At 67.5% G+C, this 14,114-nt stretch carries 13 protein-coding genes; 5 read left to right on the top strand and 8 right to left on the bottom strand.

The features are described 5' to 3' along the window. Positions 1-249 precede the first annotated feature (249 nt). A complete protein-coding gene (locus AB0M22_RS08290) occupies positions 250-1,161 on the bottom strand; it encodes a LysR family transcriptional regulator (RefSeq protein ID WP_364722566.1) in 912 nt (303 codons plus the stop codon). A gap of 86 nt (positions 1,162-1,247) precedes the next feature. Here AB0M22_RS08290 and AB0M22_RS08285 point away from each other — a divergent pair, with 86 nt between their 5' ends. Continuing rightward, a complete protein-coding gene (locus AB0M22_RS08285) occupies positions 1,248-2,582 on the top strand; it encodes an aspartate aminotransferase family protein (protein ID WP_364722564.1) in 1,335 nt (444 codons plus the stop codon). 15 nt (positions 2,583-2,597) lie between these two features. Here AB0M22_RS08285 and AB0M22_RS08280 read toward each other — a convergent pair whose 3' ends face one another. Both AB0M22_RS08280 and AB0M22_RS08275 read right to left on the bottom strand, forming a co-directional pair. Continuing rightward, complete coding sequence (locus AB0M22_RS08280; RefSeq protein ID WP_364722562.1) at positions 2,598-3,143, bottom strand: hypothetical protein; 546 nt, start codon at positions 3,141-3,143, stop codon at positions 2,598-2,600. A gap of 89 nt (positions 3,144-3,232) precedes the next feature. Then, entirely contained in the window at positions 3,233-3,637 is a 405-nt protein-coding gene (locus AB0M22_RS08275) for a hypothetical protein (protein WP_364722560.1), read from the bottom strand. Positions 3,638-3,863: 226 nt separating this feature from the next. Between AB0M22_RS08275 and AB0M22_RS08270 the strand changes: the two genes are divergently transcribed. Both AB0M22_RS08270 and AB0M22_RS08265 read left to right on the top strand, forming a co-directional pair. Beyond that, on the top strand, positions 3,864-4,502 hold the full coding sequence (locus AB0M22_RS08270) for a helix-turn-helix domain-containing protein (RefSeq protein ID WP_364722558.1): 639 nt from the start codon (positions 3,864-3,866) through the stop codon (positions 4,500-4,502). Next, positions 4,499-6,118, top strand: a complete 1,620-nt coding sequence (locus AB0M22_RS08265; protein ID WP_364722556.1) for an MDR family MFS transporter — start codon at positions 4,499-4,501, stop codon at positions 6,116-6,118. Before AB0M22_RS08270 ends, AB0M22_RS08265 begins: the two co-directional genes overlap by 4 nt. Positions 6,119-6,170: 52 nt before the next feature. Here the strand turns inward: AB0M22_RS08265 and AB0M22_RS08260 are convergent, their stop codons facing one another. Both AB0M22_RS08260 and AB0M22_RS08255 read right to left on the bottom strand, forming a co-directional pair. Then, entirely contained in the window at positions 6,171-7,100 is a 930-nt protein-coding gene (locus AB0M22_RS08260) for an alpha/beta fold hydrolase (protein WP_364722554.1), read from the bottom strand. Positions 7,101-7,141: 41 nt separating this feature from the next. Continuing rightward, complete coding sequence (locus AB0M22_RS08255; protein WP_364722552.1) at positions 7,142-8,464, bottom strand: family 1 glycosylhydrolase; 1,323 nt, start codon at positions 8,462-8,464, stop codon at positions 7,142-7,144. Between the two features lie 132 nt (positions 8,465-8,596). On the opposite strand from AB0M22_RS08255, the gene AB0M22_RS08250 reads away from it, so the two are divergent. Beyond that, the gene (locus AB0M22_RS08250) at positions 8,597-9,166 is read left to right on the top strand and encodes a helix-turn-helix domain-containing protein (RefSeq protein ID WP_364722550.1); all 570 of its coding nucleotides are present in this window, start codon (positions 8,597-8,599) and stop codon (positions 9,164-9,166) included. On the opposite strand, the gene AB0M22_RS08245 is transcribed toward AB0M22_RS08250, so the two are convergent. The 3 genes from AB0M22_RS08245 to AB0M22_RS08235 form a co-directional block, all read right to left on the bottom strand. Then, a complete protein-coding gene (locus tag AB0M22_RS08245) occupies positions 9,163-10,473 on the bottom strand; it encodes a glycoside hydrolase family 130 protein (RefSeq protein ID WP_364722547.1) in 1,311 nt (436 codons plus the stop codon). The two genes, AB0M22_RS08250 and AB0M22_RS08245, sit on opposite strands and share 4 nt — an antisense overlap. Then, positions 10,473-11,483, bottom strand: a complete 1,011-nt coding sequence (locus AB0M22_RS08240; RefSeq protein WP_364722545.1) for a glycosyltransferase — start codon at positions 11,481-11,483, stop codon at positions 10,473-10,475. The genes AB0M22_RS08245 and AB0M22_RS08240 overlap by 1 nt, the downstream gene beginning before the upstream one ends. An 82-nt stretch (positions 11,484-11,565) precedes the next feature. Further along, a complete protein-coding gene (locus AB0M22_RS08235; protein WP_364722543.1) occupies positions 11,566-12,759 on the bottom strand; it encodes a glycosyltransferase in 1,194 nt (397 codons plus the stop codon). 244 nt (positions 12,760-13,003) lie between these two features. Between AB0M22_RS08235 and AB0M22_RS08230 the strand changes: the two genes are divergently transcribed. Continuing rightward, positions 13,004-14,068: a glycosyltransferase family 4 protein gene (locus AB0M22_RS08230; RefSeq protein WP_364722541.1), complete on the top strand. Its 1,065-nt coding sequence runs from the start codon at positions 13,004-13,006 to the stop codon at positions 14,066-14,068. The last annotated feature ends 46 nt before the right edge of the window (positions 14,069-14,114 follow it).

Raw genomic sequence — 14,114 nt, 5'->3', positions numbered from 1 at the left:
AACATCACGGTGATCTGTCAGTCCAAGCGGATCCGATTTCCCATCTTTCGACACAAGTGGGTTCGAACAAATTTCCGACACACGGTAAAGCAATAACGAAACGGTAACTAATGCTTATTAGCTATTGAAAAGTGCCGCCTACCTGGGGTAATACGTCATTCAATCCGGGGAGAATTTCCGCGTCGGCGACCCGTACGGCGGGCTAATTACTGTTCGCCGGCGAGCGATCTGCTTTTCGATCGGGTGTTTTCAACCACCGATCGGCCCGGTCGCACCCGGCAGATCGCCGTGTCTGCGCAGCGCATCGAGCACCACATTGACGGCCGGTCGCGGGGGTGTTCCGCGCCGGATTACCGCGGTGATGGTCCGGGTGACCGGGCTCGTGAGTTCCCTGGTCGCAACGTGATAGCGCGGATCGATGGCGAGGCCGGGCAGCAGCGTGATCGACAGCCCGGCCTCGACATGCTGCAACGCCATCAGATAGTTGCTGAACCGGCAGACGATCCGCGGCTCGAAGCCCGATTCGCGGCACAGCCGGGTGGCCAGGCTCGCCATATAGGACTTCGGCGTATCGAAGGCCCACGGCTCGTCGGCGTACGCGGCTAGGTCGGCGGGTCCGCGCGCGGCCTGCTCGGGCGGCAGCACCAGCACGATCGGATCGGTGGCCAGCGGCACGATGTCGATGTCCGGCCCGAGCGGCTGCGCGACGAAATCCGTTGTGGTGATGATGATGTCGGCGTCTCCGGCGCGCAGCGCGCGCATGCTCTCGTGCGGCTCCAGCTCGTGCAGCGTGATGTCGAGGTGTGGATGACTCTGCGCGAGCCGGGTCACCGCGGGCACGCACAGCGAGTGGATGGCGCTTTGGAACGCGCCGAGCCGAACCAGGCCGGCCGGCTCGCCGCCGAGGCTGCGCAGCTCCGCCTCGACCGTGCTCATGTGGTCGAGGATCGCCCTGGCCCGGCGGGCCAGGATCAGCCCCGCCGGGGTGAGCCGCACCCGGCGGCCGGAGCGTTCCAGTAGCTGCGTGCGGGTTTCCGCCTCCAGCACGGCGAGCTGCTGGGACACGCTGGACGCGCTCAGGTTGGCCGCCTGCGCGACCGCGCGGACGGTGCCGAGGGAATCGAGTTGGCTGAGCAACCGCAGCCGCCAGGGGTTCAGCATCCCTCGATTGTTGTACGGCTGAGCCGAACAGCACAGCCGGAATTGTGAGATGGACGTGTCGCTCGTGCCACCCTTACCGTCGGAATATGGCTTCCCCCACCTTCACGCCACAGTCCACCGACGACTTCTGGGCCGACGCCGATCGGCACCTCGTGCGCTACGCGGGCGCGGGCAGCTTCACGCCCGAGATCATCGCCCGCGCCGCGGGCAGCTTCCTGTACACCGAAAGCGGCCGGGAGATACTGGATTTCACCTCCGGTCAGATGAGCGCGATCCTCGGGCACGCACATCCGGACATCGTCGCGACGGTCCGCCGCCAGGTCGGCGAACTCGACCACCTGTTCAGCGGCATGCTCAGCCGCCCGGTCGTCGACCTCGCCCGCAGGCTCGCCGGCACTTTGCCTGCGCCGCTGGAGAAGGCGCTGCTGCTCACCACCGGCGCCGAGTCGAATGAGGCCGCGATCCGGATGGCCAAGCTGGTCACCGGCAAGCACGAGATCGTCTCGTTCGCCCGCTCCTGGCACGGCATGACCCAGGCCGCGGCGAGCGCGACCTACAGCGCGGGCCGCAAGGGTTACGGCCCCGCCGCGCCCGGCAACTTCGCCATCCCGGCGCCGCACACCTACCGTCCCGATTTCACCACGGCCGCAGGCGAACTCGACTGGCGCAAGCAGCTGGACTTCTCCTTCGACCTGATCGACGCGCAATCGGTCGGCAGCCTGGCCGCCTGCATCGTCGAGCCGATCCTCAGCTCGGGCGGCGTCGTCGAACCGCCGCTCGGCTACTTCGCCGCGCTGCACGAGAAGTGCCGCGAACGCGGCATGCTGCTGATCCTCGACGAGGCCCAGACCGGGCTGTGCCGCACCGGATCCTGGTACGCGTTCGAACGCGACGGCATCGTGCCGGACATCCTCACCCTGTCCAAGACGCTCGGCGCCGGACTGCCGCTCGCTGCCGTGCTGACCAGCGCGGAGATCGAGCAGGAGGCGCACGATCGCGGATTCCTGTTCTTCACCACGCATGTCGCCGACCCGCTGGTCGCCGCGGTCGGCAACACCGTGCTCGACGTGCTCGTGCGCGATCGCCTCGACGAGCGAGCGGCCGAACTCGGCGTGTTCCTGCGTCAGGGTCTGGAGCGAATTGCCGAGCGGCACAACGTCGTCGGGGATATTCGTGGTCGCGGGCTACTCGCCGGACTGGAACTGGTCGTCGACCGCGAAACCAAGCAGGGGTCGGACGAACTCGGCGCGCTGGTCACCCGCCGCTGCCTGGAACTGGGCCTGCACATGAACATCGTGCAGCTGCCCGGCATGGGTGGCGTGTTCCGGATCGCCCCGCCGTTGACCGCGACCGAGGACGAATTGTCCCTCGGCCTGGCCATTCTCGACGAGGCGATCGGCGACGCGGCCGCGCGGATGTGACGCCGACGGATCGGGTCAGGTCAGGTTGCCATCGATGCAGAGGCTCACGGACCGTGACGACGGGCCGGGGCGGGTGTCGCCGGCCGCGAAGGCCCACTGCGAGATCGGTGCGGCCGCCTTCCACTGCAACTTGCCGTCCCGGGTCGCGACCACCTGGTAGACGTCCTCGTTGCCTTCGATGAGCTGGCTGCCTACGCAGTAGTCGTTGTATTCGGTGCCGGGTTGCCGCGCGCCCGCGCTGAACAGGCCGGTGGGGTTGGTGTAAGCGCCGGGGTTGGGGACGGCGGTCGATTTGCCGTCGGCGGGGCCGCGTGACCAGGACGCCGTGCCGCGGTCGATATCGCAGCGGAAGGTCTGCCCGCCTGCGGCGACGGTCGCGCCCTGCGGGTAGCCGGCGCCTGCCCATAGGCAGTGCGCTCCGGCGCCGGCCGCGCTGGTCCGGGCCTGGGCCGCGGCGGTGCCCGCGCCGAAGGTGAGGCCGCCGGCCAGGGTGGCGACCGCGAGCAGCGCGATCGATGTGCGGCGCAGGACAGGGGCGTTCGGCGTCATTGCCGTGTTCATCGAGTTCTCTCTTTCGTCCTCGACCTGGCGGCGGGATTCACCGCCGATCGGTAATGCGAAGTACTGCAAGGGGTTTCGCGGCCGCTCGGCTAGCACCAGCTGGCGGTGGGGCGGCAGACGACCCAGCCCTCGCCGTCGGTGCGCGGCACCGCGGTCCAGGTGGTCGCGCCGCCGCTGCGGTTCTGCGTCGCCTCGGCCGGATTCTGCTGACTTCGGTACTCGCGCAGGGCGTTCCGGTGCTCGTTCTGTTGCAACGGGTTGGCGTCGGTGTGGTTGTAGCCGAACGGGTCGATGTGGTGCGCGCCGGTCGTGTTGCCGGGGGTGGCCGAACCCGCGCGGCCGGGTGTCTGATTCGAGCGAGCGCCCGGGTCGGCGACCGCGACGGCGGTGCTGAGGGCGGTTGCGGTGCCGAGGAATCCGACGATCACCGCGAGTGCGGTGGCGCGGCGGTGTCGGCGGAGGATGCCGGTCGGTCGTAGGGGTGATCGCTTCATGGCGTCGTTGCCTCTCTGCTCATCTACTGAGGTGAACAGTAGATGAAGATTCTGAGAGGTTGCTTATGACCAGCGCCTATCTAGCTGAGGCTGAATGAAGTGTGATCGAGTACGCATTCAAGCAGTAGGTCTGATAACTCTGCCCGAGCGTTCGGGTGGTCGGGGTGAGTACGATCACAGAAAATTGCACTGTCTGAAATTTTGCAGTTTGTGTTAAATTTTTGCCATGTCATCCCCCACTCGCGCGGAGCCGCCGATCGGCCTGCGCGAACAGAAGAAGCGCAAGACCCGGCTCGAGCTGTGCATGGCGGCTCGCCGGCTGGTGGTCGCGCACGGGCTCGACGCGACGACCGTCGAGGACATCGCGAAGGTCGTCGGCGTCTCGCCGCGCACGTTCTTCAACTACTACGACACGAAATTCGACGCGATCGTCGGCCCGATCGAGGAGATCGGAACCCCTTCCGCGCGTGCAGAGTTCGTCGCCGGTGGGCCGACCGGGATGCTCATGTCCGACCTCACCTGGCTGTTCGCCTCGGCGCTCGAGCCGGAAGACGAAGTGCGCGAAGCTATCTCGCTGATAATGGAGATCATCAAGCAGGAGCCGCGGGTGTTCGCGGCGTTCATGGCCGCGGGCGTGCAGCAGGAGGCCATCGTCGGCGAGCTGCTGACCGCCCGGGCCGGAGCGCCCGTGGCGCGCGAATTCGCCGCTCTCGCAGCGGGAGTCATGACCAGCATCACCACCAGGGCCGCGATGTCCGCGACCGCCGACACCAGCAGATCCCTCACCGCGGCCATGCAGGACCACTGCGCGATGGCCGCCCGGATGTTCGACCAGCCTGCCGAGCGAAACCAGGAGAACCGATGACCACGACGGCTGACTCGCCGCCTACCCCAATTGTCCTGACCCAGAAGCGAATCTGGCTCATCTTCTCCGCGCTCATCGCGGGCATGTTCCTGGCCAGCCTGGACCAGATGATCGTCGGCACCGCGATGCCGACCATCGTCGGCGAGCTCGGCGGCGTCTCGCACATGGCCTGGACCGCGACGTCGTACCTGCTGGCCACCACCATCGTGATGCCGATCTACGGCAAGTTCGGCGACATGTTCGGCAGGCGCTGGCTTTTCCTGTTCGCGGTGACCGCGTTCACCGCCGCGTCCGTCGGCGCCGCCGCCTCGACCAGCTTCTGGGAGTTCATCGTCTTCCGCGGCCTGCAAGGCGTCGGCGGCGGTGGCCTGATGATCCTGGCGCAGGCCATCATCGCCGACGTGGTGCCCGCCAAGGACCGCGGTAAGTACATGGCGCCGATGGGCGCCGTCTTCGGCATCACCTCGGTCGCCGGACCGCTGCTCGGCGGTTTCTTCGCCGACACGCTCGGCTGGCGCTGGTGCTTCTGGATCAACGTGCCGATCGGCATCGCGGCGCTGTTCATCGCCTTCCGCTACCTGAGCGTGCCCAGCCACCGGCCGAAGACCAAGCCGGACTACCTCGGTGTGCTGCTGATGTCTTCGGCGACCACGTTGTTGATCCTGATCACCGACTGGGGCGGCAAGCAGTACGCGTGGGGTTCGACGACGATCATCGCGATGATCGCCGCGCTGGTGGTCGTGGTCGCCGCATTCGTCATGGTGGAGGCGCGGGCCGAGGAGCCGATGCTGCCGCTGTGGTTGTTCCGCAACCGCACCTTCGTGCTGACCTCCGCGATCGGCCTGCTGGTCGGCCTGGTGATGTTCGCCGCGATCGGGTTCATCCCGACCTACCTGCAGATGGCCACCGGCGCGTCCGCCTCGGTCTCCGGTCTGCTGCTGATCCCGATGATGGTCGGCATGATGATCACCTTGATCGGGTCGATGACCGCGATCACCAAGACCGGTCGCTACCGGATCTACCCGCCGATCGGCGCGCTGATCATGCTCGCCGCCATGCTGTGGCTGACCACGCTCGCCGCGAACACCCCGATGTGGGTCGTGTCGGCCATGCTGTTCGTGGTCGGCGCCGGCCTCGGCCTGATCATGCAGATCATCGTGCTGGTCGTGCAGAATGCCGTGTCGCCCAACCAGATCGGGACCGCGACGAGCGCCAACAACTACTTCCGCGAGATGGGTGGCGCGATCGGCGTCGCGATCTTCGGCTCGATCTTCACCAGCCGGCTGACTGAGGGCCTCACCGACGCGTTCATGTCGCACGGACCGGAGGTCATGGCGGCGAAGCTCGACCCGAGCGCACTGGTGCCCTCGGTGGTCAAGAACCTGCCCGAGGGCCTGCACGACGCGATCGTCGGTGCGTACGTGAACGCCCTGGTCCCCGGCTTCTGGTACCTGATCCCCGGCGCCGTCATCGTCTTCGTCCTCGCCCTGTTCATCCCGCAGCTGAAGCTGTCGGACGAGGCGGGCATGGTCGCCCGCGGCGAAGCGGTGCTGGAGGATTCGCTGCTGGACAAAGACAAGGACAAGGACGAGCAGCTGGTTACCGAACGTAGCTGACGGCCAACGCATTCCGGGCGGTGAGGCGATTGCCTTACCGCCCGGATCTGTGTCACGGGCAGGCGGTGCCGACGTAGGTCGGGTCGAGGGCCCGCTTGATGATGTAGGCGACGGTGGGGGATTGGGGGAGGACGCCGTGGTCGAAAGTGTCTGTCGGGCAGAAGTCTTGGACCCAGACGTTGTCGACTGTCGCACCGGGACCTGCTTGGAGGAACGTGGCTTCCGGTGGGGTGGAGGCGTCGTCGCGGGTGCTGGCGATCACCGTGTAGTTGACGCCGGGGTCGGTGTCGCCCGCGGCGTTGACGGCCTGGAGGAACTCGCTGCCGACGAGTTGTTGGGTGGCCGCGATTCCGGCGATTCCGGTCAGTCCGGCGGAGAAGGCCGAATGCGCGCTGCCGGACGGGAGTTGGCCTGCGACGCCGCGCATGGTGGAACCGTGGTTGGTGCCCGCGAGCGAGATCAGGTGATCGACCTCGGCCGCGCCGCCTTCGAAGCGCAGGTATTGCCGAGACATCAACGCGCCCTGCGAGTGGCCGACGAGATCGACCTTCGGCGCGTGGGTCGCCTCGCGCACGCGGCCGACGAAGGCGGCGAGTTCCCTGGCGGAGGCGTGGATGTCGCCGACGCCGTACATGCCGGGGAGCGCGCCGAGCACGCTCGACGTGTCGCGGCCGTAGTTGAGCGAAAAGACGCAGTAGCCCTCAGCTTTCAGCTGTGGCGCGAGTACGTTCCAGTCGTTCTGGTTGCCCCAGGTGCCGTGCACGAGAACGACCGGTCGTGGATGCGCGGCGGTGGGCCGGCAGGTCCAGTCGTCGGATCCGGCGGGCGGGATGCTGCCGTCCGGATCCTTGCCCACTCCGGCGATCTCGCTTGCGGTCGGTTGGCCGGGTTCTGCCTGGGCCTGCACCGCCGGGGCGCAGATTCCCGTGAGTATGCCCGCTGCCGCGCCTGCCGCCGTCAGGCGACGCCATCTCAGATCCATCGAAATCCGTTCTGCGATTGGTTGTTACGAGAGAAGGTCGATCAGCGCGGGACGGTCAGCGGGTCGAGGCAACTGACGGCGGCATCGACCAGCGAGCAGGGCTGCGGTGCCCGGGTCGGCCGATAGCCGGCGGGCACGCCATCGGCACGGGTGATGTCGGTGTAGGCGGCGACCGCGTCGGTGGGCCGTCGGGTGAGGCTCGGATCGGTCAGCACATCGACCGTGAACAGGCCGAAGCGCGGTGTGTAGCTGCCCCATTCGTAGTTGTCGGTGAGGCTCCAGTAGTTGTAGCCCATGACGTTCATGCCGTCGGCCTGCGCGCGCTGGATCCAGTAGATCGTGTCGCGCAGGTCGTCGCCGCGGGTGTAGCCGTCGGCGCGCGGCTTGCCGTTCTCGGTGGGCATGCCGTTTTCGACTATGTAGAGCGGCTTACCCGGGAATTCGCGCGAATAGTGTTGCAGGGCATAGTAGATACCCTCCGGCTGGAGCGGGTTCTTCCAGAGCTGGGTCAGGTTCTGGCCCATCGAGGTGATGGTGTCCGGGGACATGCCGTAGTAGTAATCGATGCCGACATAGTCGAGCCGAGCGGCGATCTTGTCGATGAACGGCTTGTTGATCGCGTCCTCGCCGGCCGGTATGTAGGCGACATTGCTGGTCACCATCGCATCGGGCTGCACCTGGTGGATGTGGTCGTAGATGGCGTTGTGCGCCTGCGCCAGCCGATCCTGCATGCCGGGCACGTCGGTGGCGGGCAGACCGCCGTGGCGCAGCTCGTTGAGGCCGTAGAAGGTGGGTTCGTTGAAGGTCACCCAGAGCGGGTCGACGGGCGCGTAGCGGTCGACCACGGTGCGGGCGTTGGCCAGCCAGTCCTCGACCATCCCCTGGTTGTGCCAGCCGCCGCGGTCGACCTCCCAGCCGGGGAACACCCAGTGATCGAGTGTGATCATCGGCCGCATCCCGGCGGCGGTGATCTTCGCGATCACGTTGTCGTAGAAGCGGAATCCCGCTGCCGACCACACGCCGGGTTCCGGCTGCACCCGGGCCCACTCGATGCTGATCCGATAGACCTTGACGCCGAGCCCGGCCGCCAGATCGATGTCGGAGGCGTAGCGGCTGTAGAAGTCGACCGAATCCCGGTACGGGTCCTCGGTTTTGCCCGCTGCGACGTAACGGCTCCAATTGCTGTCCGGCGCATGCCCTTCGGACTGATAGCCGGAGGCGGCGACGCCCCACAGGAAATCCGGACCGAGCGGCGCGACCTGAGCCGGCGGCTCCGGGCGGGCGGCGGCGGAGCCGGGCAGGCAGGTCAGAGCGGTGGCGGCGGCCAAGGCGGCCAGGCCGAGTCCGCGCAGACGGAATCGCATCGGGTGGTGCTCCCGTTCGTTGGGGTGACAAGCCGGGACCTCGGCGGACGCCGTGGGCGGGCCTCGATGAAAACCGTACAACGCTCGGTTTTCGATGGCAAGGGCGGACCTCGCCATGCCTACACTGACCCGGTGGCGAAACGGGGTCCCTACGGCAAGGGCATCGAACGACGGGAGCAGATCCTCGATGCCGCGCTGCGTACCATCGCCGAGCGTGGCTACCTGGCCACCTCGGTCGCCGAGCTGGCCGAGGCGGTCGGCCTGAGCCAGGGCGGGTTGCTGCACTACTTCGGCTCGAAAGAGGAGCTGTTCGTCGCGGTGCTGCGCAAGCGTGACGAGTCCGACCTCGCGACCATGCGCGGTACCGCGCCCGACGCGTTCGTGGCGGTGGTGCGGCGCAACGCGAAGGTGCCCGGGCTGATCGAACTGTTCACCCACATGCAGGCGGCCGCGGCCGACCCGCGCCACCCGGCGCACGACTACATGCTGGAGCGCTACCGCCTCGGCACCGAGTCGTTCGCGCAGGCCCTGCGCGGGATGCAGCGGGCGGGCACGCTGTCCGACCAAGTGGACGCCGACGCCGCGGCCACCATGTTCTTCGCGCTCGCCGACGGCCTACAGGCCCGATGGCTGATCGACCCGACGATCGATATGGCGGCGCAGCTCGAACATGCCTGGCACCGCTACACCGGCGCCGGCTAGCTCGCCGGCGGGCCCTCGTTCACCAGTCGTTGCAGCAGCGCGGGCATATCCGCGAACGCGAACCTGATGGCCGAGTCGCTGCACCCGTAGGGCAGGACCAGGGTGTCGCGGTGGACCAGCGCACCGCACGAGTACACGACGTTGGGCACGTAGCCGTCGCGCTCGTTCTCGGCCGGTGCCAGCAACGGCTGCCGGAGCGCGCCGATGACCCGGGTCGGATCGGCGAGGTCGAGCAGGATCGCGCCGATCCCGTAGGTGCGCACCGGCCCGACGCCGTGGGTCAAAACCAGCCAGCCGCGCGGTGTTTCGATCGGCGGACCGCAATTGCCGAGCTGGATCAGCTCCCACGGCTGGGTCGGTAGATAGATGGTGACCGGGTCGCTCCAGGCGCGCGCGTCCGGCGAGCTGACCACGCTGATGTTCTCCCGATCCCAGCGCGACAGCATCAGATAGCGGCCGTCGACCTGCCGGGGGAACAGCGCCATGCCCTTGTCGCTGGCACCGGCGCCGTCGAGCCGGATGCTGTCGAAGGTGACGAAATCGTCGGTGTGCAACAGCCGTCCCGCGACCCGGCCGCCGTCGAACGCGGTGTAGGTGGCGTAATACGTCGCAGTTCCGTCTTTTTCGACGAACCGGGTGAAGCGCGCGTCCTCGATGCCATGGCTCTCGTCGGCGCTGGCCGGGAACAGGATCCGCTCCGACATCGGGCGGTCGGCGGGGAAGGTCACCGTGTAGTTTCCGGCGGTGCCAGGGGTTACCTGCCCTGCGTCCAGGAACGGCGTCGGCGTGTTCAGCCGGATCGAATCGCCGCGGGCGAGCACGCCGGTGCGGAATTCGATGCTGGAGATGTGTCCCTCGCCGAGGGCGCGCACACTCATCACGAACCGCAATTCGCCTGGGGCGAGGCCGCTCTGGTCCGGGTGCGCGACCATCGACGGATTGAACAGCGCCGCCGCCTCGACCGCGTACTCCTGGGTGAAGCACGCGCCGACCAGTTGGCGTCGATCCGCGGTGAGCACCACCGGCAGCAGTTCCTCGACCACCGCACTGTGTGCGGCGAATACCGCGTGAATGTCGCGATGCCGGTTGCCGAATCGCTCCAGCGCGGAGGTCAGGGCGCTCGACACTTCCGCGTCGGACAGGCGCAGCACGCGCGCGATGATGGCCTCCGCGCGCGAAATGCCATGGCCGAGTAGCTCTTGCCCGGGTTGGAACAGCCTGGCCAGGACCCGGCTCCCGTCCGGGAACAGGGCCTGGCCGCCACGGCGAGCCAGATCGGCTGAGGTCAGCGCCGAAGTGTTGGTCACTAGGCCGCCTGTTGCAGGCGCCGGGCCTGCTGCATCGTGGAGATCAGCGCGAGCGTCGACTCGGCGCCCTGGTTCTCGTTGCGCCCGGTGTGTTCCAGCCCGTCGCAGCAGCCGCCGCTGACCGGATCGATGAGCGGGGTGGAGACGTCGTTCGAGCCGCGGAACCAGGCCTCGCACAACATGACCGCGTCCTTCCAGTGGTAGTCCTTGGTGTCGTCGTACGCGCGGGCGCACGCGTCGGCCAGCGTCGCGACCTCGATCGGCTGCTGATCGAAACCGGGGCGCTTCTCCCCGGTCGCCCAGCCGTCGACCGGGGTCACCGACAGGTGGTCACCCGCGGTCTCGATCTCCAGCAGCCAGCGCAGCATCGCCAAGCCGTCGGCGTGCGTGCGGCCCTGGCCCGGTGCCGTACCGGCCACCAGAAGCGCTTCGGCCAGTACGGCATTGGCGTAGTGCAGCCGCGGTTCCGGCCAGCGCCAGTCCAGGCGCCGGGTCGGCGGGCCGATCAGCTTGGCCGCATCGGCCAGCAGCGCCGGGGCGGTGAGATTTCCGGGATCGGCGCGCAGCACCTCGGCCGCGCCGAGCGCGGCGAACGCCATCGCGCGCGGGAACTGGGACCGCTGCTTGGCCGCGATGGTGAAGTGCGCCAAGGCCTTTTCGGCGAACTCCGGCCTGTGCGCGGCGAGGGTGCCGAGCGCCCAGACAGCGCGACCCCAGTGATCCTCCAGGCTCGGCTCGTCCTGCCAGTTCCGGTCGGTGCCGCGGCGATTGTGACTGCGGCCGTCCTCGGTGAGCGCGTCGAAGATGAAGCTCGCGTACACCGGCACGAGCGCGTCCAGCTCCGCGGTCGGCTCCGGCTCGCGGAGCACGACGACCAGGGCGCGCGCGACATCATCGACGCAGTAACCGTTTTCGAGCCGCGGGGTGGTGAATTTGGCGTGTTCGAAGATCCCCACGTCGTCGCTGAGTCGTAACAGGTGGGCGTAAGAGATGGTGATGGTTTCACTCATGACTCCACCTCGCTGGCGCTCGGCTCCGTCATGCGCGACGCACGCTGTGTCATGATTCGTTCACTTCGTTCACTTCGTTCACTCATGCTGTAGCCAACTTCGCATCGGCTTGTCGCGTCTCTGCGGCAAGCGCATGGTATTTCCTGCTCACTGCGGGCCAGAGTAGGTCTGGCGCAATGCGTTTCGCTTCGGCGCTCATCCGGGCCGCCAGGCCGGGCTCGGTGAACACCTGGCGCAGCGCGGACGCGATGGCGGTCGGTGATTCGCGATCGACAAGGAGACCGGCGCCGCTCGACAGCAGTTCCCGCGCGTGCGGAAAGTCCGTCGATACCACTGGTTTACCCGCTGCGACGGCTTCTATCAGCACTCCGGACGTCACTTGTTCGCGCGAGTCGTACGGCAGCAGCACGACATCCGCCTGTTCGATCAGCCGATGCAACTCGTCGCTGGACAGGTAGCGCGCGTCGAAGTGCACGGCATTGGCGACGCCGCGGCGTGCGGCCCGGTCGACCAGGCCGGTGCGGTAGGCCTCGCCGTGGCGGGCCAGCACCCGCGGGTGGGTCTGCCCGACCACCCGGTAGTGCGCGGCCGGGCGCAGGTCAGCGAGGTGGGCCATCGCGTCGATGCCCCATTCGATGCCCTTGCCCTCGCCGAGCAGGCCCCAGGTGAGGACGACCGGTGTGCGGGAGATCGGCTGGTGCAGGGTGCTGTGTGGTCCCGGGCGATGCTCGGCGGCGCCGTGCGGGATCACCCGGACCTTGGCCGCGTCGACCGCGTAGTGCTCGATCAGGCGCTGCCGGGCCGTTTGGGTCATGGTGACGAGCGCGGCGCAGTGCCGGGCCAGCTCCTCGAGGATCATCCGTTGCTGCGTGGTCGGCGTGACCAATACGGTGTGCAGCACCGCGATCGCCGGAACGCGCAGCGCGCGAACCACTTCGAGGATGTCGACGCCGTCGCGGCCGCTGTAGATGCCGTATTCGTGCTGGATGATCGCGACATCGAAGCGATTGAGGGCGGCGGCCGCGGTGGCCGCGCCGCGGCGGGCGCTGCGCTCCCACTGGTGGGTGACCAGCGGCGTCGGCGCCGGCTCGGGGCTGTCGACGACGGCGACCACGCCGACGGTGTGCGCGGCGGCCGGACCCTGACCGAAATCGACCGCAGCGAAAGCGGTTTCGGTGGGCGCGGTCAGCGCGCCGACCAGCGAGTCGGTGAAGGTGGCCAACCCGCACTGGGTCGGTGGGTAGGTGCTCAGAACGCCGTAAGACCGAACTGACACAACGTCAGCCTTTCTGATTCGAGCCAGCGCCTACGGTGCCGCTGTCTGCAGCCACTCAATTGGCTGAATCGTGTCGCGCTGAAGCGCTTGAGAATCCACTCCGGAGCACGACACGGGCGGATCGACCACTAGACCTCGATAGTAACACCCAGGTCACAGGTGGGTGGTGTGATATGGTCGTGGCATCAAGTCCGCCCGTTCGGGACGGCTCTCGGCGGTAAATTCGCCAGTAATCGAGGAATTTATGAAAATCGGCGTAATCGCGTCGGTAGCTCATCGCACGCCACCGAAAAACTACGGACCGTGGGAGCACATCGCGTCGACCCTGGCCGAGGGATTCGTCGCGCGCGGACACGACGTCACGCTGTTCGCCACCGCGGACTCCGAGACGGCGGCACGCCTGGTCGCGCCGGTGTCCTCGGGGTACGAGGAGACGACCGGCGCGGACGCGAAAGTTGCCGAGGCGCTGCATAATTCGACCGCGTTCGCGCATGCGGGCGAGTTCGATGTGCTGGCCAATCATTTCGACTTCATGCCGCTGACCTACAGCAGGCTGGTGTCGACCCCGATGGTCACCACGATCCACGGCTTTTCCTCGCCGAAAATCGTTCCGGTATATAAGGCATTCGACGATATCGCGCACTATGTGGCGATCAGCGATGCCGACCGGCATCCGGATCTGCGCTATGCCGCGACCATTCATCACGGTATCGATACCGCGCAGTTCACATTTCGCCCCGACCACGGCGGATATCTGCTCTTTCTCGGCCGAATTCACCCCGACAAGGGGACGCACCTGGCCATCGAGGTGGCGCGGCTGACCGGGCTGCCCTTGATCATCGCCGGCGTGATTCAGGACGAGGAGTACTTCCGCACGCAGGTCGAACCGCATCTGGCGGCGAACGCCGTGACCTACGTCGGGCCGGTCGGACCGCAGCGCCGGGACGAATTGCTCGGCGGCGCACGCGCTTTGCTGCACCTGATCGGTTTCGCCGAGCCGTTCGGTCTCGCGGTGGTCGAGGCGCTCGCGACCGGAACCCCGGTGATCGCCACCCCGCTCGGATCGATGCCGGAAATCATTCGCGACGGGGAGACGGGATTCCTCGTCACCGATGTCGCCGCGGCGGTGGCCGCGTTGGCGAAGGTCGACCAACTCGACCGGCGTGTCGCCCGCGACGACGTTCGCGCGCGGTTCAGCGCGGATCGAATGATCGACGATTATCTGACGCTGTTCGAGCGCATCGTGCCCAAGACGCCGCAGCAGCAGGGCATCGGCTCGCCCGGGCTGTTCTCCCACGCCGGGCTGTAGATCGCCTGGTCCGACCCATATGTCGGACCTGAATTGTATTGTGCGG

It is taken from the genome of Nocardia sp. NPDC051756 (assembly GCF_040681495.1).
GTDB lineage: Bacteria > Actinomycetota > Actinomycetes > Mycobacteriales > Mycobacteriaceae > Nocardia.
This window is presented reverse-complemented; position numbering and strand designations above follow the sequence as displayed.